We start from the raw sequence: 23017 nt of genomic DNA, 5'->3' as shown, positions 1-23017 counted from the left end.
AGCGTCATTCCTTTTTTTATTATTTGTGTGATGATATCTTGTTGTAAGTAGCAAATCAGTTAGTTTGGAAAAGAGTGACCTTCAGGGATTTAATTAACTAGTTGTTAAAGTGAAAAGGGGAATTTACTTCGGTAATTTCCGCTTCTGGTACTTTGTTAGGAGATCCTGCAATTCATTCAATCCTTCTAAGATTTTCTTGAAGGAATCCTCGGCATCCTCATTGAAATATAGAGCAAATTTTTCATCGATTTTAGCGTTTATTTTAACGAATAATTGATGACCTTCATTCGTTAAACGTAAAGCAAAAACTCTTTGATCCTTTTCATCCCGATGATGTTCAATCAGCTGCTTTTCCTCTAGCTTTTTTCTAACAGTAGCAAAATTGCTTTTTAGAATACCCACTCGCTTACTAAGTTGCCCAGCCATGAGATCAGGTTCGCGCTCTAGTTCTGCTAAAATCATGAATTGCTGCAGAGTTAAGCCATATTCTTCGCAAATAGGAATGATTGCATCTTGCATGAGTTCTTTCAGTAAATGGGAACTTCGAAAAATCTCCTGTTTTAGCCTAAAAAATTCCATATGCTCCTCCTTTAGGTGTCGATAATTGACTATGCTTAGTAGGGAAAATTGTCAAAGCTAAGCTGCTGTATACGCTGAAATTTAAGCACATAGTCTTAAAATATTATCTTAATTTAAGACTATTGGAAAAAGTAGTCACTGTCAATAGCTAAAAAAGCAATTTTTAGGTTTTATCCATAGTTCTCTTTACTGAACAATACAGACAGAAGAACAAACTTAAGTGCATCAACACATTGACAGTTCTGTTAAATTGGTTTAGCGTTAAGTCATCCAATAAAGATGACGAGGTTAGAATATGTGGAAATTAGATGAGACCAAGAAAATTCCAGTTTATCAGCAGATTATGGAACAGGTGATCGAGTATATCCAAACTGGACAGTTAAGTCCCGGGGATCGGCTACCTTCAGAGCGGAAGCTCGCTGCTAGCTATCAGGTAAATCGTTCAACTGTTGTCCATGCTTTAGAAGAATTGGTCAGTTTAGGCTGGATCGTTCGCCAACAGGGTAGCGGTACCTTAGTCAATGAAGGGAGATGGGGACGCAGCGCAACTCCTCGGATGAACTGGCGCCAATTATTGAGTCGGGAAACACCACGGACTGAGCCTTATCTGGTTGAACTGCAACACAGGATAAATGATCCTGAAGCTTTGGATTTATACACGGGGGAGCTGCCGCTGGATTTGATTCCGGATTTTCGTCTGCCGGCTTACACCTGGGAAGAATTGTTGGTGGAAGAAAAGAAACAAAAAGCGCTAGGCTATCCGCCGTTGCAAAGGGTGATCTGTGAACGTCTTGCTCGTGAACAAGAGCTAGCGGTAGGCACAAACGAAGTGCTGATTACTTCAGGTGCCCAGCAAGCTCTTTTCTTATTGCTACAGGTGATGTTGGAAGCTGGGGATAGTGTGGCTATCGAAGATCCGTCATTTCTATATTCTCTGCCGATCTTTGACACTGCTGGCGTACGATTATATGGTGTGCCCATGGATAAGGAGGGAATGCAAATTGATGCTTTAGAACAACTAATTTTAGTTAAGAAGATTAAGTTGATTATCATTAATCCAACCTTCCAAAATCCGACTGGGAGTACCATGACTTTAAAACGACGAAAAGAATTAATCGCCTTAAGTCAAAAGTACCAGTTGCCTATAGTAGAGGATGACGTGTTTAGCGAATTAAATTTCGAAAAGCTGCCGCCTTCGTTAAAAACATTGGCTCGCCATCAAGTGATTCATTTGGGGTCATTGTCGAAAGTTTTCGGATCTTCTATTAAAATTGGCTGGATTATTGCCGATCAAAATCTGATTCAGCGCTTAGCTGAAGCTAAGCAAATGATGGATTTCTCTATAAGTGTATTTCCCCAAGTTGTGGCTTATACAGCATTAACTGATCAGAATTTTTCTACCAATCGTCAGCAGCTAATTGACACGTTGAAGCAAAAGCGTGACTGCTTTTACCGGTATGCCGAGACTGTTGCCGACGATTGGCATTTCGAACCGATTGCTGGTGGTCTATATGTTTGGTTGCACTGGCGCCATCAAAAATTAACGCGTAAAGATTGGTCACATTTTTTACAAGAAAAACTCTTAGTAGCCCCCTCATTTCTCTTCAGTAATGATACAATGGCTATGCGGGTAAATTACACGCGGATGACGGAAGAGGAGTGCCGAATCTTTTTCGTCAAACTGAAAAAAATATCGGGATTAATAGGAGGACGTAAGAGTGAAAGAAGCAATTGAAGTGATGAATAATCATCGCACATACCGTGACTTTGATGAAAACTACCAATTAACAGAGGACGAATTAAACCAAATTTTAACTGCCAGCCGTCAAGCACCGAGCTGGATGAACGGTCAAATGTACAGCATTGTCGTGATCAAGGATCGAGACATCCGCAAAAAACTTGTAGAAATGAATCCTGGCAATCCCCATATGCTAAAGAGTTCAGTATTTTTATTGTTCTTAGCTGACTTGAAACGCACACAAAAAGTTGCTGAGCATTATCAAGTAGATTATCCAATCGCTGAAGGCATCGATCCATTGATTACTGCCGTGACGGATACAGCTTTAGCACTTGAAAATGCCGTTATCGCTACTGAAGCTCTAGGTTTAGGGAGTGTCGTAGTAGGAAGCATTCGTAAAGACATCAAAGAAATCAGTGAACTTTTGCATTTACCAGACTACGTTCTGCCGGTTGCCGGTCTGAGTATTGGTAAACCAACTGTAGAAATGCGCATCAAACCACGTTTGCCTGAAAAAGCAGTAATCCACTATGATGGCTATCAAGACTACGATTATCAAGAAATCGAAAATTATGATAAAACGATGGAAATTTTTGCTGAGGCCAGAGAGACTAAGCTGTGGAGCAAAAAATTTGCGGATTATTTCAGCAATAAACCAAATACTGGTGTAGATACATTTGTGAAAGAACAGAAATTTTTAAAAGACTAAAGTTTAACGCCTTCCTCATACAAAATGAGCGAAAGGCGTTTTTATTTTTTTGAATCTTTTAAAAGACTGTATGAAAACCTTTTTTATAGAAGACTTTGACGATTAAACGATCGTCATTTCTAAACATTGCGTGTACTGTCAGTAAAGTGGATGCTTTTTGTTACGGATAAAAAATCTACTAAAATTTGTTGGAACGCTTGAATCGCAGGGTTACTTTTTTTGTAGCAAAAATAAATAGTGGAGACTGAGGAAACGGGTAATTGATCAATTTCTAGAAGCAACAGCTTGTCATTTGTTATTTCTTCAAGCACCGAGCTATATGGAAGAAAAGCATAGCCGATGGCGTTCAAAAGAAAGCTCTTAATCACATCAATCTGAGTTAAATTCATAGTTGTAAGATTCGGATATAATTCTCGAAGGTAGGGAATAATTTCTTCTATATAATAAGGATGATCATTCACTAACATACGATGGGTTGCTGCTAACTGCTGGAAATTTAAGTTTGAAAAGTCCTCATGATTAGGAATCACCAATACAATGTTATCTTCCCAAACTTTTTGATAGGCTACATTTTTATTCTGCGGTTCTATTCGGGATAAGCCGAAGTCTACTTTGTTCATTAAAATATCTGTTTCGATATCCATTGATTTTACTACCTCAAGTTGCAAATCGATCTCTGGATGCTGTGAAAGTAAATGCTTATAGAACTTGGGCATAAGGGTACTTGCGATGAAAGGAGCCGTTGCGCAGGAAAATTTCTGTTGAAACCCACTTTCAAAGCGATTAATTTCTTCTAACCCGTGTTCAAATTCTTTCAACATCGCTTGTGCAGTTGGTAGAAACAAGCGACCGACTTTGGTAAGTTCCACATTTCGTCCACTTTTTTCAAACAACTTGCTATCCAGTGATTTTTCCAGATTACGGATGTGTTGACTGACAGTAGGTTGAGCCAAGTAAAGTTTTTCAGCAGTTTTACTGTAGTTGGAGTATTTGGCTGCGATCACGAATGTTTGAAGCCATTTTAATGCCATTCTTTCACCTCATTCAATTGATTACGAATCATAATGGAAATTCAATTAATTAATTATTAGATCTGATGTTTTCACTAGTATACACTGAGTATTAGAAGGAAACGAGAGGAAGAATGTCATGAAAGAAAAATTATTAACGCCATCAAAAACAAATTTCCAATTAGCTAGTCACTGTATTAACGAAGGCGGAGTCATTGTAACACCCAGTGATACAAATCTGGCATTAACCCTTGATCCATGGAATGAAGCAGCAATTGAACGGGCTTTCGCCATCAAAAAACGTCCGGCTAACGCAGCATTGACATTGTTTTTCCTTCAGCCATTGGACTGGCAGAAATATGCTTCGATCGAAAATCAAGAGATCGTTGAAAAACTAGTGAATGCTTTTTGGCCAGGACCATTGAATATTATCTTGAAGGCAAAAGCTAACGTACCGCCAAAGATGCTCTGTGGCAGTGAGACAGTCGCTATGAGTTGTTTAAGTAATCCGGTATGGCGTAGTTTTATGGAGGTACATCAGCATCCGGTTACAATGATCTCAGCCAATCTTTCAGGTCAAGCGGAAGGTATTCTGGTAGATATGAAGATCGTGCTAGAACAGGTGGGAAGATCAGTGGATTATATTATAGTAGGTGAGTCCCAAGGAACAACGACTTCTAGTACGATCATTGATCTGACTGTTGAAACACCGACGATTATTCGGTTAGGGGACATTACACCAAAAGATATTGAAGCTGTGATAGGCTTACTGCCGAAAATAAAAGAAGGGAAGTAAATGAAATGAGAATTGAAACAATATTTGAAGATGGAATGATTCCAGCAAGATTTGGAAAAGCCGCTGAAAATGAAGACATCAGGGCAGGTAATCCTGTTAGATCGTTTCCCTTTTCCATCAAGGAGGCTCCAGATGAAACAAAATTTTTTGCCTTGACCTTAATTGATTATGATGCGGTACAAGTCTGTTCATTTCCTTGGATTCACTGGCTGATGGCAAATATTCCAGTAGCTTTAACTGACATTCCAGAAAATTTCAGCTTAACCAATCAAGCACCAACGATTCAAGGTAAAAACAGTTTTTCCAGTTCTTTTTTGGCAGGTGATTTTTCTGCGATCGATGAATTATTTGTTGGGCCAACACCTCCAGACCAAGATCATATTTATACCCTAACCGTGTACGCTTTACCTAGTGAACTTGATTTGCAGTCGGGGTACTTTTTAAATGAATTTTTAAAAGCGGCAAATAGCTGTACGTTGGCCAAAGCTGAAATTCAGCTGATTGGAAGAGCGTGATTGAGAAGAACTCCTTTCTCACGTGATTCTAATTGCCTATTAGTTGACACATACGTGTATCTTTACTATAGTGGAATTGGAAATTAAATTAATTGTTAGGTGAGGCTCCTATATGGACACAAGCTGCTGCCGCGAAAGAATCGAGAGAGTCTTAGTTGGTGGAACAGGGATCATCGTGAAGGTGATTCATAACGCAGCTGACAGATCAGTCTGTCTACGCCCTATAGTGCTAAAGCTCGACGATGACCATGATTGCTTTTGCGCGTGCTCATTTTCGAGTGCGCGTTTTTTCGTGTGCTAAAGTATAGAAGAAAGGTGAGGATCAATGGATCATCCAGACAGTAGTCGACCGAAAAATAATAGAACCGTGGAGGAGATGAATGTTTTCTCTGCAAAGAGGAGGAAATACGATGATGAACAAAAAGAACCTCATCGCTCGCAAAGTAAGCAAAGATCAAGAGTTGAAAAAACTCGCTCAATTATCTGATCGTGATCTATTCTTAAATCTGCGTACGTCGTTAAAAGGCTTATCAGAAGAGGATGCCAAGGCACGTTTGGAAGAATATGGTCCCAATGAAGTATCTGCACAAAAGCCAACGCCTGCAATCATTTTATTTTTTCAAGCATTTAATGATTTATTTGTATATGTATTAGCGTTATTAATGGTGGTATCAATTCTGACTTCTGATTATGAAGCGGCTATTGTTATGGGAATTATGATTTTAGCTAGTGTGCTGATTACCTTTATTCAAGAATATCGTTCCCAAAAAGCCAGTATTGCGTTGCGAGAAATGATTGAAAATACGGCAGCGATTACTCGAGAGGGTCAGACGAAAGAAATTCCGATGGACGAAGTAGTTCCAGGGGATATTTTAACTTTGGCAACTGGGGACATGATTCCAGCAGATGCAGTGTTAATTTGGACAAAAGATTTGTTTGTTAATCAATCTTCATTAACAGGCGAATCGATGCCAGTAGAAAAATCAGCTACTGTGGTCGATGACGATGAGAACAATGCTTTAGATATGTCTAATTTAGTTTTTATGGGGACGGATGTACTCAGTGGTCAAGGACGTGCAATCATTTTAAAAACGGGTCAGCAAACCTTTTTCGGTGACATTGCGAAAAATGCGACCACCAAACGGGGAAAAACTTCCTTTGATATCGGCTTAGCCCGAGTGAGTAAAGTGTTGCTGCGCTTGATTATGGTGCTTTTTCCTTTAGTATTCTTAATTAATGGTATTACAAAAGGTGATTGGGGGAACGCCTTCTTCTTCGCCATTGCTGTAGCGGTTGGTTTGACCCCTGAAATGTTGCCAATGATCGTCAGCTCAAACTTGGCTAAAGGAGCTTTGACCCTCTCAAAACATAAAGTGATCGTCAAAGAACTGCCGTCGATCCAAAATTTAGGCAGTATGGACGTGCTTTGTACCGATAAAACGGGCACGATCACTGAAGACCGCGTAGTACTGGTGCAGCACTTAGATCCGTTAGGTAAAGAAAATACCCAAGTACTGGATCTGGCATTTTTGAATTCGAATTATCAAACCGGCTGGAAAAATCTGATGGATATTGCTGTAATTAATTACTATGAAGAAGAAAAGCGCCAATTGCCTTTTAATGAGATTCAAAAGATTGATGAAATTCCCTTTGATTTTTCCCGTCGCCGCTTAACGGTTGTTGTGAAGGCTGATGAACATCAATGGATGATCACTAAAGGTGCTGTAGAAGAGATGGCATCGATTTGCAAATATGTGGAAATTGATGGTAAAGTACTGGAATTTACTGAAGAATTGCACCAACAATTAAAAGAAGTGAATGAACGGATGAACCGTCAGGGGATGCGAGTGATCACTGTAGCTGTTAAACGGGATGCCCACGATGAAGCGGTTTACAGCACGGAAGATGAAAAAGATATGACCTTAATCGGTTTCATGGGATTCTTAGACCCAGCTAAAGAATCGGCAATTACCGCAATTGCTTCCTTACACGAACATGGAGTTGCCGTTAAAGTATTAACAGGTGACAATGCGATTGTAGCGCAAAAGGTTTGCCAAGACGTAGGTATTGACGCACAACGCTTCGTATTAGGCAATCAAGTCGATCAAATGAGTGATGAAGAATTGCAGCAAGCAGCTAATCAGACTCATCTGTTCGCTAAATTGAACCCGATGCAAAAGGCTCGGATTATTGAAGCTTTACAAACAACTGGACACACAGTCGGCTTCATGGGTGATGGAATCAATGACGCACCCGCACTACGAAAAGCCGATGTAGGAATCTCCGTGGACACCGCTGCCGATATTACGAAAGATGCTAGCTCAATTATTTTGCTGGAGAAGAGCTTGAATGTACTAGAAAGTGGTGTAATCGAAGGCCGAAGAGTATTTAGTAATATGATGAAATATATCAAGATTACGATTAGTTCTAATTTTGGAAATGTCTTCTCAATCTTAATTGCTAGTGCTTTCTTGCCATTCTTACCTATGCTGTCCTTGCAATTGCTATTACAAAATTTGATTTATGATATCGCTCAATTAACGATTCCATGGGATCACGTGGATGAGGAAGAACTGCTGACGCCAACTAAATGGGAAACCAAAGGGTTGATGAAGTTCACTGTTTGTATTGGACCGGTCAGCTCGATTTTCGATGTAATTACCTTCTTGGTGATGTGGTTTGTTTTTGGTGCAAATACAATAGCCAATCAAAGCTTATTCCAAACAGGATGGTTCATGGTAGGACTTGCAACTCAAGCTTTGGTCGTCTTAATGGTAAGAACCCGGAAAATCCCTTTCATCCAAAGTCGACCATCCTTGCCGGTTTTCGGCAGTATTATGGCTGCAGTGGTTATCGGGATGTTGATTGTTCTGACACCATTTAGAGAACAGTTCGAATTTGTCCAATTACCTGCCAGCTATTGGATTTGGTTTGTGGGAATTGTCGCAGCTTATATGGTTGCTGTGCAATTGGCTAAGTATCTCTACATCAAAATTGCAAAAGAATGGATATAATTGTAACAGAGTGACGAATTTCGTTACTCTGTTTCTTTTTTTGTGTTTAGAAGAAGAATTCTCAGATTGCATTGTTTCTAATTTCACATAATATTTATCTTATCCCTTCGGAAAAGAAAACGTTGATCGGTTAATCCTTCAACGGTGCTATTGGATAGAACGTTTTCAATCTTTCATTGGATAAAGGACTAAAATTAGAAGAGATTGTTTTTTTTATCACAATATCTTCAGGAAAATCGCTTCATTTTCTTCAAAATACCACAGCATATTGGTTGTGTTTCCTTAATAAAAATGTTACTTTAGATATGTAAGCAACAGAACAATGATACAGATTGAAGGTCTGTGTTACTTTCTAAAGACTTAAAGAGAGGATTGTGTTACAACATGGCAAAGAAAAAGAATGCAATTGATTTTGAAGCCCTGCTGGAAAAAATCAATGCCGATTTCCCAGTATATCAAGCACTTGATCAAGAGGGGAAAGTCGTAAATAAGGATTTAGTTCCTGACTTAACAGATGAGGAATTAGTAGAATTAATGACTAGAATGGTATGGTCTCGTGTATTGGATCAACGTTCAACTGCATTGAACCGTCAAGGTCGTCTTGGCTTTTATGCACCAACCGCAGGACAAGAAGCGAGTCAACTGGCTAGCCATTTCGCTTTTGAAAAAGAAGATGTATTACTTCCTGGTTATCGAGATGTTCCTCAGCTTGTTCAACATGGACTTCCATTGTCAGAAGCATTTCTATGGTCTCGTGGCCATGCTGCCGGTAACCTATATGCTGACGATTTGCAAGCACTTCCGCCACAAATTATTATTGGCGCACAATACGTGCAAGCGGCTGGTGTAGCATTGGGTCTTAAAAAACGCAACAAAAAGAACGTAGTCATCACTTACACGGGTGATGGTGGTTCTTCTCAAGGTGACTTCTATGAAGCTATCAACTTTGCAGGCGCTTATAAAGCCAATGCAGTTTTCTATATTCAAAATAACGGTTTTGCAATTTCGACACCACGTGAAAAACAAACCGCAGCAACTACACTAGCACAAAAAGCTATTGCAGCTGGAATTCCGGGTATTCAAGTGGATGGCATGGACCCACTAGCAGTATATATGGTTTCTAAAATGGCTCGTGAATGGGCAATTAACGGAAACGGACCTGTCTTAATTGAAACATTGACTTATCGTTATGGTCCACATACCTTGTCAGGTGATGACCCAACTCGTTACCGTACCAAAGATATGGACAGCGAATGGCAACAAAAAGACCCATTAGTGCGCTTCCGTAATTATTTAACGGAAAAAGGACTATGGTCTGAAGAAAAAGAAGAACAAATCATTGAACAAACAAAAGACGAAATCAAGCAAGCAATTGCGGATGCTGACCGAGCACCAAAACAAAAAGTATCGGATTTCTTAAAAAATATGTATGAAGTACAACCACAAAACATTAAAGAACAAATTGAATTCTACGAAGCGAAGGAGTCGAAATAAACATGGCACAAAAAACAATGATCCAAGCAATTACAGATGCCTTAGCTCTGATGCTTGAAAAAGATGAAGATGTCCTAGTTTTTGGTGAAGACGTTGGTAAAAATGGCGGCGTATTCCGAGCAACTGAAGGGCTGCAAGAAAAATTCGGTGAAGAACGCGTATTTGATACACCACTTGCTGAATCTGGTATCGGTGGCTTAGCATTCGGATTAGCACTTGAAGGCTTCCGTGCCGTTCCCGAAATCCAATTCTTCGGCTTCGTATTTGAAACCATGGATGAAATCGTCGGCCAAATGGCTCGGACGCGTTACCGCATGGGTAATACACGTAATCTGCCAATCACGATTCGTTCACCATTTGGCGGCGGCGTGCATACACCTGAACTTCACTCAGATAACTTAGAAGGGTTGATGGCGCAATCACCAGGTTTACGTGTAGTAATTCCATCAAATCCATACGATGCAAAAGGCCTATTGATTGCATCTATTCGTAATAATGATCCAGTGGTTTTCTTGGAACACATGAAGCTTTACCGCTCATTCCGTGAGGAAGTTCCAGAAGGTATTTATGAAGTGCCATTAGATAAAGCGGCAGTTACTAGAGAAGGAACTGATGTGTCAATCATCACTTATGGAGCAATGGTTCGTGAAGCAGTCAAAGCTGCTGACAACTTAGCAAAAGAAAACATTAGTGTTGAAATTATTGACTTACGTACGGTTGCACCACTAGATGTAGAAACAATCATTAAATCAGTGGAAAAAACTGGCCGTGTAGTTGTTGTACAAGAAGCTCAAAAACAAGCGGGCGTTTCAGCGCAAGTAATTTCTGAAATTTCCGAACGTGCTATTCTTTCATTAGAAGCACCAATCGGACGTGTTTCTGCTCCAGATACGATTTTCCCATTTGGACAAGCAGAAGGCATCTGGCTTCCTAATGCAGCAGATATCGAAGCAAAAGTGAAAGAAATCGTAGAGTTTTAAGAAAAGGAGCGAATACAAACATGGCTTTCAAATTCAAGCTGCCAGACATTGGTGAAGGTATCGCAGAAGGCGAGATTGTTAAATGGTTTGTAAAACCAGGCGATAAGATCGAAGAAGACGATACATTATTAGAAGTACAAAATGACAAATCTGTGGAAGAAATTCCTTCTCCTGTTACAGGAACAGTTAAAAATATTTTAGTTGAAGAAGGTACTGTTGCCAACGTTGGCGACGTACTAGTTGAAATTGACGCACCTGGTCACGAAGATGAGGAAGAAGAAGCATCTCCAGCACCTGCTGAATCTCAAACTCCTGCGCAACCAGCAGCGGTACCGACTGAAGCTGCCAGCAATGGCGGTGGCGTTTTCCAATTCAAATTACCGGATATTGGTGAAGGAATTGCAGAAGGCGAAATCGTTAAGTGGTTTGTAAAAGACGGCGACAAGATTGAAGAAGACGATACTTTATTAGAAGTCCAAAACGACAAATCAGTCGAAGAAATCCCTTCTCCAGTTACTGGAACAGTCAAGAAGATTGTTGTGTCTGAAGGAACAGTAGCCAATGTTGGCGATGTTCTAGTGGAAATCGATGCACCGGGACACAATAGCGATACAGCAACCAGTGCACCAGCTGAAGTAAGTAAACCAGCTGAAAAAGTAGAAACATCTGCTGAAGCAGGAACGGTTGTAACAGCAGCTGATCCAAACAAACGTGTGTTAGCAATGCCTTCAGTTCGTCAATACGCTCGTGAAAAAGACGTAGACATCAGCCAAGTGAATCCTACTGGTAAAGGTGGACGAGTAACTAAAGAAGATATTGACACCTTTGTATCTGGCGGCGGACAAGCAACAGCTAAACCAGCTGAAAGCACTGAAGCAGCACAAGAAACAACAGCTCAAGCTTCTACAGCAACTGAGTCTGCAAAACCAGCAGCACCAGCGAAACCTTACACTTCAGATATGGGCGAAATGGAAACCCGGGAGAAACTGACACCAATGCGTAAAGCAATTTCTAAAGCAATGGTCAACAGCAAGCACACGGCTCCACACGTAACCTTGCATGACGAAGTAGAAGTTTCAAAACTTTGGGATCACCGCAAGAAATTCAAACAAGTGGCTGCCGACAATGGCACAAAACTTACTTTCTTGCCGTATGTTGTTAAAGCATTAACTGCAACAGCGAAGAAATTCCCAGTCTTGAATGCTTCAATTGATGATGCCGCTCAAGAAATTGTTTACAAAAATTACTACAACATTGGTATCGCAACTGATACGGATGCTGGCTTATACGTACCAAATATTAAAAATGCTAACATGAAGGGCATGTTTGCAATCGCTGATGAAATCAACGAAAAAGCTGCCTTAGCTCATGACGGCAAACTTTCTGCTGACGATATGCGCAACGGAACAATTACAATTTCAAATATCGGTTCAGTTGGCGGCGGCTTCTTTACTCCAGTGATTAACTATCCAGAAGTAGCGATCCTGGGAGTAGGTACAATTGCGCAACAACCAATTGTCAATGCTGACGGCGAACTAGCCGTTGGACGAGTAATGAAATTATCTCTAAGCTTTGACCACCGCATTGTCGATGGTGCAACTGCACAACAAGCCATGAACAACATCAAACGTCTATTGGCTGAACCAGAATTATTACTAATGGAAGGATGATAGAAACATGGTAGTTGGAGATTTTGCTATAGAATTAGATACAGTCGTTATCGGTTCCGGACCTGGCGGGTATGTTGCCGCTATCCGGGCTGCTGAAATGGGTCAAACCGTGGCCATTATTGAACGGGAATTTATTGGAGGCGTCTGTCTGAATGTCGGATGTATCCCTTCAAAAGCCCTAATCTCAGCTGGACACCATTACCAAGAAGCCCTAGATTCTTCTACTTTTGGTGTGACTACTGAAAACGTAAAATTAGACTTTGAAAAAACCCAAGAATGGAAACAAAACGGAGTCGTAAATAAATTGACTTCTGGTGTGAAATTCTTGTTGAAAAAACACAAAGTTGAAATTATTGAAGGAGAAGCTTTCTTCGTAGATGACAAAACTTTGCGTGTAATCCATCCAGATTCAGCGCAAACTTATTCATTCAACAATGCCATTGTGGCAACCGGTTCTCGCCCAATCGAAATCCCAGGATTCAAATTTGGCGGACGTGTGTTGGACTCAACTGGTGGCTTATCGTTGAAAGAAGTACCGAAAAAATTTGTCATCATTGGTGGCGGCGTAATCGGTGCTGAACTAGGTGCAGCCTATGCTAACCTAGGTTCAGAAGTAACAATTATTGAAGGAACACCACAAATTTTACCTACTTATGAAAAAGACATGGTGAAAATTGTCGAAGATGACTTCAAGAAAAAAGGTGTCAAGATCATCACTTCAGCGATGGCCCGCGAAGCTGTAGACAATGGCGACAGCGTAAGTGTTCGTTATGAAGTGGATGGCAAAGAAGAAACCATCGAAGCAGACTACGTAATGGTAACTGTCGGTCGCCGACCTAACACCAACGACATGGGACTAGAGCAAGCAGGCGTTGAAATGAACGAACGCGGCTTGATCCAAGTGGACAACCAAGGTCGTACCAATATTCCAAATATCTATGCAATTGGGGATGTTGTACCAGGAGCTGCTTTAGCTCATAAAGCCAGCTACGAAGCAAAAATCGCTGCTGAAGCCATCTCTGGCAAGAAAGTAGCCGTGGATTACAAAGCAATGCCAGCTGTTGCCTTTACTGATCCTGAATTAGCTTCTGTTGGTATGACGATCAAAGAAGCCAAAGAAGCCGGACTTGAAGCAAAAGCCTTCAAATTCCCATTCTCTGGCAACGGACGTGCCTTGTCACTTGCTAAAACTGAAGGCTTTATCCGCCTAGTAACTACTGTTGAAGACAACGTGATTATCGGTGCTCAATTAGCTGGTGTTGGTGCCAGTGACATGGTTTCAGAATTAGCATTAGCGATCGAATCAGGTATGAATGCTGAAGACATCGCCTTGACCATTCACCCACATCCATCATTAGGTGAAATTGTGATGGACGCTTCCGAGCTAGCGTTGGGAATGCCAATTCATATTTAATAGCAGATTTAATGAAGCAGAAGATGCCGCTTGGTGTCTTCTGCTTTTTTATTTACATTGAAAGCTTGGATTTTTCTTAATCAGGATACTATTTCAGCGTTTTTGTCTAATGTTAAGTGGAATCTTCTTCATTTATTTTAATATTCAGTTAACACTTCTTGTACATTCAGAAAACCTTGGCTGGTTATAGTAGAGACAGTTCTTATTATAAAGGAGTTAGGAGTGAACAAGATGTATTTTAGAATTATAAAAAATGACGTGCTGCAAAGCAAGCTAATCACGATTACAACAACGATGTTTGTCACGGTAGCAGCTTTGTTGGTGGCTTTGGCAATCATCCTTAGTATCAATTTGTCGGGGGCGATTGATACCTTGCTAGAAAAATCCGAGGTTCCTCATTTGATGCAAATGCATACCGGGGATCTGGATGAGGATCGGATGCAGGCGTTCGTTAAAAATAATGACAATGTGGATCGTTATGAAGATTCAATGTTTTTAAACATTGAAGGATCGAAAATTCAGGTGGGGGAGTACAACTTTTCCGACAATGTTGATGACAATGGCTTGGCAACCCAAAACAAGCAGATGGACTATTTGCTGGATGAGAACAATCAGCCAATTTTTCCGAAGCCAGGTGAGATGTATGTACCTATCTCCTTGAAGAAGGCAGGTACCGCAAAGCTCGGTGACAAAGTGACGATTGCAGGCAGAGCGTTTAAGGTGGATGGTTTTGTCCGAGATGGCATGATGAACTCGCCCATGACCGGATCGAAACGCTTTTTGGTCCACCAGGAAGACTATGATGCGCTGGTTCCATCCGGTACGCCTGAGCATATGATTCAATTTCGCTTAAAAGATTTGTCTAAGCTCAATGAGTTTGAAGCGGCTTATCGCAAAGCGAACTTGGAGATGAATGGGCCGATGTCTACTTACAAATTGTTCCGCCTAGCAAGTGCGATATCTGACGGTATGCTGATCGCAATTTTATTGTTAGTCAGTTTACTGGTAGTTTTGATGACGTTCCTGTGCATTCGATTTACGTTATTAGCGAAGATCGAGGCGGATTATCAAGAAATTGGTGTAATGAAGGCCATCGGGATGCAAGTACGTGACGTCAAGAAAATCTATATGGCCAAATATGTTGCCATTGCAGCTATCGGCAGCTTATTGGGTTACTTGATTTCATTGCCACTTAGCAACATTCTGCTTGAAAATATCAAGCTGACTTTTGGTGAAAGCAACAATGAATATTTAAGTAAGCTACTAGCAATTGCTGGAGTCTGCATCGTGCTGGGTCTGCTGACTTTGTATGTTTCGTTACTGCTGAACCGGTTTAAAAAGATTTCAGCAGTGGAGGCGATTCGTTTTAGTGGAGCCAATGAGAAAATTTCCAGCAAAACCGGCTTTAATCTAAGACGTCTGCAGATGCTTTCGTACAATATGCGCTTAGGGATCATCGATATTGTCAACCGGAAGAAAATATATGTGACAATGCTGCTAGTGTTTATCATTTCTTCTTTTATCATGGTTGTGCCATGGATGACTTATCATACAATTTCTGATGACTCATTTGTTAAATACATTGGTTACAGTGAAGATGTTGATGTGGTAGCTAGTTTGTATGATTCGCCGAATAGCTTGGATCAAGAACAGGCGATTGAACAGCTTTTAGCCAATGATCCAACTGTTGTAGACTACAATAAAATTGTTGCAAAAAGCTTCAATGTTAAAGAAACAAAGTCGGAAGGTATTTTGCGGATTGAACTAGGCAATCATCAAAAATTCCCGGTGGATTATCAAGCAGGTAAAGCGCCCATAGCTGAAAACGAGATCGCATTATCAACGATTAATGCGGAAGAATATGGCAAGAAGGTAGGAGACACCTTAACGATTATTCAAAATGACAAGGAAAAGCAGCTGACTGTAAGCGGTATTTACACTAATACCTTTAATGGAGGGAAAACGGCAAAAGCTTGCTTTAAGGATGAGGAAACGGAAAAAATGTTTACCAACGTCTATGTCCATTTGAAACCTAATGTTGATGTGGAAGCTAAGGCTGATCAATACAAAAGGGACCTGTCTTTTGCAAAGGTCAACAGTGTTCCCGCCTTTCGAGAGCAGACCATTGGACCAACTGTACGCTCGTTATTAGTAGCCGCAATTGGGGCGATGATTACTGCTTTGTTGATTACAGGATTAATTACTGCCTTATTTATGAAGCTGCTGGTGACCAAAGACAAACGCGAAATTGCCACCTTGAAGGCTCTTGGTTTTACCAATCAGGATTTGGCCAGTCAGTATTTGACTCGTAGTATTGTGATCTTGGTACTGGGATTGTTTACCGGAGCAATATTAGCGATGACAGTGGGTAAAGGGATGGCAGGAGTATTGGTGTCCTTTATGGGCTTAAGTTCTGTCCGTTTTACCGGGAGTCTGTCGATTTACCTAGGTTGCCCATTACTAATGATTATAACCACTGTTTTAGCAACAAAACTTGTAACCAACCGTACCGGCGAGATCGAAGTTGCCGAGAATTTGAAAGATTAAGGATGATGAAAATGAAAACACTGATTCAAGGGAAAAAAATAATTAAAAGTTTTGGCGACGGCTTGGAAAAGGTTCAAATACTTAAAGACGTAGATATCCAAATCGAAGAGGGACAATTCGTAGCGATAATGGGGCCATCTGGCTCGGGTAAGTCCACTTTGATGTACGCTCTCAGCGGCATGGACACGATTGATTCTGGGGAGGTTATCTTTGATGATCAAGTCATCAATCAAATGAATGAGGTAGAGTTGGCGGATTTACGTCGACAAAAGATGGGCTTTATCTTCCAGCAGCCGACTTTTTTGAAAAACTTGTCTATTATCGACAATATCATTCTACCTAATCTGAAAGAAAAAGCGAGTAGCATGGATGATTTGGCAAAGAGGGCGGAGGACTTAATGAGCAAAGTTGGCATTGGTGAACTAAAGGATCGAAAAATCAATCAGGTTTCTGGCGGACAGCTGCAGCGAGCGGGCATTTGTCGGGCATTGATGGGTCAACCACGAGTTATTTTTGGTGATGAACCTACTGGGGCATTAAATTCTAAAGCCGCTCAGGAGATTTTGACTATTCTGTCGAAAATTAACGCAGAAGGAACAACGATTATTATTGTGACCCATGATGCTAAAGTTGCTGCTCAAAGTGAACGGGTGCTATTTGTGGGAGACGGTCAGCTGATAGATGAGCTGTATCTAGGGAAATTTAATAATCAAGCGTTAGAGCGTCGTATGGAATTGGTTACTCAAACTGTGGTTAAGACTGAAATCTAAAAATAGCTGCAATTTTTTATCGGCTGTGTGATAAACTTTTAGTAAAGAAATTAGGCAGGGTGAGTTGGGAAAAATGACGTATACGATTTTGCATGTTGATGATGAAAAAGAGATTATTAAGCTGTTGAAGATGTATTTGAAAAGCGAAGAGATGACACTGTTAGAGGCTTACAATGGTGAGCAAGCCCTAGAGATTATTCACAAAAATCATATTGACTTATTGATTGTAGACGTCATGATGCCAAAGATAGATGGCTTCGAGCTGATTCGCACTGTTAGAAAAGTGAGTAATATGCCGATCTTAGTCATTTCTGCTCGCGTAGAAGCTTCCGATCGGATCTTCGGTTTGGAGATAGGGGCGGACGATTATTTGACAAAACCCTTTGATCCTCATGAAGCCATTGCTCGGGTGAAGGCGTTACTACGACGGTACCATGGGTTGGGGGTTGTGGGAAAAGACTCTGGGGCTGAATTGGTGGTGGGGGATTTGAAGCTGGATCTTCATTGCTGTCTCGCAGTTGTTTCTGGTCAAGCAATAGAACTGACGGCAGTAGAGTTTCGCGTATTAAAGCTGCTGATGGAGCAGCCGGGACGTGTATTTACCAAGGAACAAATTTATGCGCATGGCTGGGAGGATTCTTTAACCGGCTATAACAATGTTCGTGTCATGATGAGTAAACTAAGAGAAAAAATCGGCAACGAACGTATTCGTACAATTCGGGGATTGGGTTATCGATTGGAGGTGGCAAATGAAGGATCTTAAGCGAGCAATATTAAAGGCTTTTGTCGCTTACTTTTTTGGACTGACTATCACGACTTCTTTGTTGGAAGAATTATTCAGCGGAGTCATTTCACCGCAGTTTCCAGAGGAGTACCGGCTAATTATCATGCCGGTGTGCGGAGTATTGCAAATCTTATCTATTGTGCTGTTTTCCTTTTTGTTCTATCGCAGTCTGGATCGGAAAATTACCAAAAAGAGCCAACAGCTGGCTAAAGAGCAAAGTACCCTTTTCGCTAATATTGCCCATGATCTAAAAACACCCTTAACTAGTATTACTGGATTTTCTAAAGCTTTATGCGAGGATATCGTAAAACCAGAGGAAACAAAAGAGGTCTCAGCAATTATCTATCAAAAGTCAGTGGTTGCTAATGAACTGCTAGATTTGATGTTTCATTATACTAAATTGAATTCTGCTGAGTATGTGTTGAAGAAAAAAACAGCAGACATCAGCTATCTGCTAAAAGAGACAATAGCGGATAATTATGACCTATTAGAACAACACGGAATCGAATTAGTCTTAACTTTACCTGAAGAACCGCTCTATTGTTTAATCGATCAAACAGAAATGAAACGTGTTTTTTCAAATTTGATTGTCAATGCCTGTAAACACAACCCACCTCAAACTAAGTTAACAATTTCTATCGGTCAGGCGAAGGGTAACGCCACGATTATTTTCGCTGATAACGGTACACCGATTCCTGCGACTAAACGTGAGCGTCTGTTTGAGCCCTTTGTTAGTGAAAATGAAACTGAACGTAATTTCAAAGGAAGCGGGTTAGGATTAGCAATCACTAAGAGTATTATCGAAAAACATGGTTTCACTATCGATTTAAGCCATAATGATGGTGAATATGTGAAAAAATTTGTTATTAATCTTATGGAGTGATATATATAGCTGAGATCTAACGCTCTCCACCTAGTCATATTTATTGACAGTCCAATAACTTGAACGTTTATAATTAAAAGAGATAAACGAAAAAGTAAGGTGATTAGGGAAAAGGAGTAGCAAGGTTATGGAAGTTTTGGAAGAAAATCTGATGAATCTGTTGGTGGTTATCGGCTTTGTCGTCATTCATTTAGGATCTCGGTACTTTTTGTTGAATAAGCTAAATGCCGAATTTATGATGTCTTTTGCAGCCGGTGTGGGCGTATCGTATGCAATCATTCATCTGCTACCGCAGCTAGCGTATTCGCAATCGGTACTGGTTGATGAATTCGGCTGGGATTCAGGTATACATTACACACACACGATTTATGCGATTGTTTTGTTGGGGTTAGTCATTTCATACGTTATGTACAAATTGGAAGAACACAACTTTGCGATCGTGGAAAAGCGTGATCTTACTAGTGCTGAAATTGCCTATTTTTGGTCTGATATCTCTTTTTATGCCATTTATAACGTTATGATCGGTTATTTGGTGATCGCAAATACTTTTTCTGGTCACTTTCATATTATGACTTATTTTGTCGCTTTTGGCCTGCACTTTTTAATGAATGATTGGTCGTTAAGTCATCATCATGGAGAAATGTATTACATACGGGGCCGCTACGTACTTTCTTTAAGTATTGTCGTTGGAGCCGCGTTGTCACTTTTAATCCAATTGCCTTATTCTGTCGTTCTGTCGATTGAGGCGTTTATTACCGGGGCGATGCTGATGAACATTATTAAGTTCGAGCTGCCGGATGGAAATCAGGGGAGTATTAAGTCCTTTTTGATTGGGACAATTTGTTCCAGTGTCTTGTTTATTTTTGTGTAAGCTTATAAATTTTATAGAAATAGGGATCAGGGCAGGTAAGCTGATCCCTATTTTTTTAGGTTTGGACTCTGAAAATGTTGAAATAATCATCAGTTTAGTTGTTCTTTTCAAACACTGCTTTCACTTTAACTAGCAGCTCATTAAGAAAAGATTCATTTGCTTTTTCTAAAAATTTGCACTCTCTAGCTTCGTAATCAATTGTTACTAGCTGATCCAGCATTACCTTTCCTTTTGTTTTCATTCCATGCTCTGGTTTTATTTCAATGTAAAGGGGATAGTTCCTGAGCGTAGTTGAAATGGGGGCGACGATCACAATTTTTGAATATTCGGCAATAACTTTGTGACTTAGAACAATATAGGGTCTACTGCCGGTTTGTTCATGTCCGGCACGTGGAGCGGTATTTAATAACAGAATATCACCTTGCATGGGAGTTCTTACCATTTTTCGTTACCTACTGATTCGCCTAAGTCTTGCAATTCTGTGCGAATCCCCTCCGCATTATAGTCTGCAAATAGCTCATTGATAGTAATTTCTTCAGGGGTATTTTCCTTTAAAGCTTCAATGATAAGTCTCTTTTTGCCGTCCGTTTCCTCAGTTACTACTGACAAGGTATCATTCGTTTTGATATCCAAAAACATCATCAAACTTTTTGATAATCGAACACCATTACTATTTCCCCATTTTTTAACATTTAACCGTTCTTCCATTATGATTTCTCCTCTCATGTTTATACTATGTATAAACTTATTGTATCATTTTAGTATAATTATGTATATACACTCGTCATGATTTGATAGTGAATTTATTGCTGCAGATTAATTACAGGTAGTCATCCGCATTTAAATATACCATTACAGTATAAGTTTACTTTACTTTAGTATAGAAATACTTTATGGTGGAGGTGTGAGGTGAGGACGAGTGAAGAAACAGTTGAATGACTCTATTGTAAATAAAGTCTATGAGCATAGAGTGCTTGCAAGGCTTTCTCAGCGGGAACTTGCTGAGCAGGTCGGGGTTTCAAAGCAAACGATTTTTGTGATGGAAAAAGGAAATTATGTACCTTCATTGATTTTAGCGTGTCGTATCGCCAAATTTTTCAACGTTGATATTGATGAAATATTTCAGTATGTAGAGGATGGAGGAACAACTAATGAATAATCTTGATCAATGGATTAACAGCAGTCCTAGTTTATCAAATACTCTGCTTGTTTTTATGTGTTTGGCTGCTGCAGTAATAGTTCTCAGCGTTTTTCTGATTTTCTTTAAAATGGGTGACGACGAACGATCCGATTTATTGGCTTACAAGACCGCCGCGATAGTTCTCTTGATCAATTGTGGGTTAAACAGTGGATTGTTGTTTTATACGGTTCATAATTGGAAATTATTCTTGTGTGCCAATTTTGTGATTGCTGCGCTAATTGGATTGTTCTTCGCAAGTGCTAAATATGTAAAGTTTGTGAGGTAGCAAATGGCTGAATATGAGAAAGACTTCGTCATGAGACAAGCAAAGGATCTAGCTAAAGGACTAAGCCAATTCTTGGAACAAGACGCTATAGATCAAATTCTTGATGTCAATCAAGAAAGTACTCAAAAAAAGCAATTGGATAAATTTATCGAAAACGAACTAGAACGGATTAAGAAAGATGAAGCGAAAAATCATGATGAAGTTGAAGATTAGCTGCCCAAAATAATCGATACATCTCAAATTTCATTTACATCCTAAATACAATGCTATATTCTTAAGATAAAGTATTATAATGAGAAGTTATTATGAAAAAAATCATTGTATGGAACATCAGGCAGATAATACGAACACTCATCTTCCTGGGTTTTTAGTATATTGGTGTACCCACGCTTACGAATATGGTTACGCAGAGCGCATAAGTTTTTGGTTGTTCTTCCCGCTATCAATCATATTTTTTTGTTGGGTTTTAATCGGACAGATTACAATAATCAAAGTTGGAAGAAATCGACTTGAAGCGGTGACTTTTTTCGGTCTAGAAAAGAAAGACTTTGATAGGCGTCACATCACAGTAAAGTTTGGCAAAAGGGTGAAACCACACTACAGAGCGGTAACGATGTACCCCATCGATATCGTCGGCAATCATACATCCAAAAGAACAAGAATCAACTGTGATTGGGGAAGGTCTGAATCTTTTAAGGAATTTTGGGCAGGCCTGTAAACAGAAAGACAAATCTGTTTTTCGGATAATTTCCCTAGTGTGTTACAGTGTTTATATCCATCTTGGAAATAATGATAAGAAGTGATCATGTGAAGATTAAATTTAGAACACCGACTGAAAAAGATATTGATGACATTATGGCAATTGAAAATGCTGGCTTTTCTCCAGAGGAAGCTGCTACAAGAGAAGCTATGCTTGAACGGATTAGGATAATAGGGGATAGCTTCATCGTAGCGGTAAACGAGGAAGATGATCCGCTGGGCTACGCTGTCGGACCGGTCATACCAGAGAGATACCTGTACGACGAATTATTTGAAAAGACGATTCCAAATCCCAAGACTGGAGGGTATCAGTCTGTTCTTAGTCTTGCAGTTGCTCCCAATTATCGGAAATTTAGTATTGGCAGCATGCTGCTGAAAGAGTTGGCAAAAGTCTCTAAAGAACATGATAGAGCAGGAATAACTTTGACCTGTTTAGAAAACGTGATTCCTTTTTACGAAAAAAATGGATACCAAATAGAAGGTATATCAGATTCTCAGCATGCAGGGGAAATTTGGTACAATATGGTGTTAGATTTATAGAGCTGGCTAATTAGTCGGTTTTTTTGGTTATAACCATTTAGCCAATAGAAGTTTTTCGATAATGCCTATCAAGCGATTCCCACCATTTTGTTGCAAAATACACCACCAGAAGTCCAAAGATTATCTGAATAATCCCACCAACATAGTTGTACAGCAAATAATTCAATAACAAAATACCAACTTGTGAAATGATTAGTAGGGATAACAAAGAAACTTGATTCTTTCGGGGAAAAGAATGAACAATCAAATAAACAGAAACACTCGAAGCTGCTACTATAGCTAATAAAACCAAAGACGAAAATAGAGTCCAATTGCGAAATACGTTCGTTCCGATGGACATAACTGCAAATACGGAAGTACTCATGGCTAATAGCAGCCAGGTTGGGATCTTTTTATTCATTAAAATGTTCTCCTTATCATTCAACAATAGTTTAGTTGCTTTATGGAATGAAATTTTTGGAACATGAGTATAGCATAT

23 protein-coding genes and 1 riboswitch are annotated in these 23017 nt (G+C 39.9%); of the genes, 18 read left to right on the top strand and 5 right to left on the bottom strand.

Annotated features, from left to right (window positions below; all coding sequences use genetic code 11):
- Positions 1-123 precede the first annotated feature (123 nt).
- The gene (locus tag IGI42_RS02205; RefSeq protein ID WP_438714014.1) at positions 124-579 is read right to left on the bottom strand and encodes a MarR family winged helix-turn-helix transcriptional regulator; all 456 of its coding nucleotides are present in this window, start codon (positions 577-579) and stop codon (positions 124-126) included.
- Between the two features lie 295 nt (positions 580-874).
- Between IGI42_RS02205 and IGI42_RS02200 the strand changes: the two genes are divergently transcribed.
- Positions 875-2314, top strand: a complete 1440-nt coding sequence (locus tag IGI42_RS02200; protein WP_438714013.1) for a PLP-dependent aminotransferase family protein — start codon at positions 875-877, stop codon at positions 2312-2314.
- Positions 2298-3026, top strand: a complete 729-nt coding sequence (locus IGI42_RS02195; RefSeq protein ID WP_438714012.1) for a nitroreductase family protein — start codon at positions 2298-2300, stop codon at positions 3024-3026. The genes IGI42_RS02200 and IGI42_RS02195 overlap by 17 nt, the downstream gene beginning before the upstream one ends.
- 119 nt (positions 3027-3145) lie before the next feature.
- Here the strand turns inward: IGI42_RS02195 and IGI42_RS02190 are convergent, their stop codons facing one another.
- Positions 3146-4057, bottom strand: a complete 912-nt coding sequence (locus IGI42_RS02190; RefSeq protein ID WP_438714011.1) for a LysR family transcriptional regulator — start codon at positions 4055-4057, stop codon at positions 3146-3148.
- A 118-nt stretch (positions 4058-4175) separates the two neighbouring features.
- Here IGI42_RS02190 and IGI42_RS02185 point away from each other — a divergent pair, with 118 nt between their 5' ends.
- The 12 genes from IGI42_RS02185 to IGI42_RS02130 all read left to right on the top strand — a co-directional run bounded on the left by IGI42_RS02185 (position 4176) and on the right by IGI42_RS02130 (position 19774).
- A complete protein-coding gene (locus tag IGI42_RS02185; protein WP_438714009.1) occupies positions 4176-4832 on the top strand; it encodes an L-threonylcarbamoyladenylate synthase in 657 nt (218 codons plus the stop codon).
- Between the two features lie 5 nt (positions 4833-4837).
- Positions 4838-5347, top strand: a complete 510-nt coding sequence (locus tag IGI42_RS02180) for a YbhB/YbcL family Raf kinase inhibitor-like protein (RefSeq protein WP_438714007.1) — start codon at positions 4838-4840, stop codon at positions 5345-5347.
- Between the two features lie 84 nt (positions 5348-5431).
- A riboswitch (M-box (ykoK) riboswitch) is annotated at positions 5432-5601 on the top strand.
- 159 nt (positions 5602-5760) lie between these two features.
- Entirely contained in the window at positions 5761-8361 is a 2601-nt protein-coding gene (mgtA, locus tag IGI42_RS02175; protein ID WP_438716998.1) for a magnesium-translocating P-type ATPase, read from the top strand.
- 384 nt (positions 8362-8745) lie between these two features.
- Entirely contained in the window at positions 8746-9855 is a 1110-nt protein-coding gene (gene pdhA / locus IGI42_RS02170; RefSeq protein WP_438714006.1) for a pyruvate dehydrogenase (acetyl-transferring) E1 component subunit alpha, read from the top strand.
- Positions 9856-9857: 2 nt separating this feature from the next.
- Positions 9858-10835: an alpha-ketoacid dehydrogenase subunit beta gene (locus IGI42_RS02165; protein WP_438714004.1), complete on the top strand. Its 978-nt coding sequence runs from the start codon at positions 9858-9860 to the stop codon at positions 10833-10835.
- A 20-nt stretch (positions 10836-10855) separates the two neighbouring features.
- A complete protein-coding gene (locus tag IGI42_RS02160; RefSeq protein WP_438714002.1) occupies positions 10856-12505 on the top strand; it encodes a dihydrolipoyllysine-residue acetyltransferase in 1650 nt (549 codons plus the stop codon).
- 7 nt (positions 12506-12512) lie between these two features.
- Positions 12513-13919, top strand: a complete 1407-nt coding sequence (lpdA, locus tag IGI42_RS02155) for a dihydrolipoyl dehydrogenase (protein ID WP_438714001.1) — start codon at positions 12513-12515, stop codon at positions 13917-13919.
- Between the two features lie 231 nt (positions 13920-14150).
- A complete protein-coding gene (locus tag IGI42_RS02150; protein WP_438714000.1) occupies positions 14151-16466 on the top strand; it encodes an FtsX-like permease family protein in 2316 nt (771 codons plus the stop codon).
- 11 nt (positions 16467-16477) lie between these two features.
- The gene (locus IGI42_RS02145) at positions 16478-17236 is read left to right on the top strand and encodes an ABC transporter ATP-binding protein (protein WP_438713999.1); all 759 of its coding nucleotides are present in this window, start codon (positions 16478-16480) and stop codon (positions 17234-17236) included.
- A gap of 73 nt (positions 17237-17309) precedes the next feature.
- Positions 17310-17999: a response regulator transcription factor gene (locus tag IGI42_RS02140; protein ID WP_438713998.1), complete on the top strand. Its 690-nt coding sequence runs from the start codon at positions 17310-17312 to the stop codon at positions 17997-17999.
- Entirely contained in the window at positions 17986-18903 is a 918-nt protein-coding gene (locus tag IGI42_RS02135) for a sensor histidine kinase (RefSeq protein ID WP_438713997.1), read from the top strand. Before IGI42_RS02140 ends, IGI42_RS02135 begins: the two co-directional genes overlap by 14 nt.
- Before the next feature lie 127 nt (positions 18904-19030).
- Positions 19031-19774 (top strand): hypothetical protein, encoded by a 744-nt coding sequence (locus IGI42_RS02130; RefSeq protein WP_438713995.1) that lies wholly within the window; start codon positions 19031-19033, stop codon positions 19772-19774.
- 94 nt (positions 19775-19868) lie between these two features.
- Here IGI42_RS02130 and IGI42_RS02125 read toward each other — a convergent pair whose 3' ends face one another.
- Together IGI42_RS02125 and IGI42_RS02120 are read right to left on the bottom strand one after the other, a co-directional pair.
- The gene (locus IGI42_RS02125) at positions 19869-20216 is read right to left on the bottom strand and encodes a type II toxin-antitoxin system PemK/MazF family toxin (RefSeq protein WP_438713994.1); all 348 of its coding nucleotides are present in this window, start codon (positions 20214-20216) and stop codon (positions 19869-19871) included.
- Positions 20210-20482, bottom strand: a complete 273-nt coding sequence (locus IGI42_RS02120) for an AbrB/MazE/SpoVT family DNA-binding domain-containing protein (protein WP_438713992.1) — start codon at positions 20480-20482, stop codon at positions 20210-20212. Before IGI42_RS02120 ends, IGI42_RS02125 begins: the two co-directional genes overlap by 7 nt.
- A gap of 211 nt (positions 20483-20693) precedes the next feature.
- Here IGI42_RS02120 and IGI42_RS02115 point away from each other — a divergent pair, with 211 nt between their 5' ends.
- From IGI42_RS02115 to IGI42_RS02100, 4 genes are all read left to right on the top strand, one after another.
- Complete coding sequence (locus tag IGI42_RS02115; protein ID WP_438713991.1) at positions 20694-20933, top strand: helix-turn-helix transcriptional regulator; 240 nt, start codon at positions 20694-20696, stop codon at positions 20931-20933.
- Positions 20926-21240, top strand: coding sequence for a hypothetical protein (locus IGI42_RS02110; RefSeq protein ID WP_438713989.1), 315 nt, complete (start codon positions 20926-20928; stop codon positions 21238-21240). The genes IGI42_RS02115 and IGI42_RS02110 overlap by 8 nt, the downstream gene beginning before the upstream one ends.
- Positions 21241-21243: 3 nt before the next feature.
- Positions 21244-21453 carry a hypothetical protein gene (locus IGI42_RS02105; RefSeq protein WP_438713988.1) on the top strand — a complete coding sequence of 70 codons (210 nt, stop codon included), beginning with the start codon at positions 21244-21246 and terminating at the stop codon, positions 21451-21453.
- A gap of 594 nt (positions 21454-22047) precedes the next feature.
- A complete protein-coding gene (locus tag IGI42_RS02100; protein ID WP_438713987.1) occupies positions 22048-22539 on the top strand; it encodes a GNAT family N-acetyltransferase in 492 nt (163 codons plus the stop codon).
- A gap of 37 nt (positions 22540-22576) precedes the next feature.
- Here the strand turns inward: IGI42_RS02100 and IGI42_RS02095 are convergent, their stop codons facing one another.
- Positions 22577-22939, bottom strand: a complete 363-nt coding sequence (locus IGI42_RS02095) for a hypothetical protein (RefSeq protein WP_438713985.1) — start codon at positions 22937-22939, stop codon at positions 22577-22579.
- Positions 22940-23017: the final 78 nt, after the last annotated feature.

The organism is Enterococcus sp. AZ109 (assembly GCF_051714625.1).
GTDB lineage: Bacteria > Bacillota > Bacilli > Lactobacillales > Enterococcaceae > Enterococcus_A.
Note: the sequence above shows the minus strand (reverse complement) of the source record. Positions and strands in the feature narration are given on the sequence as shown.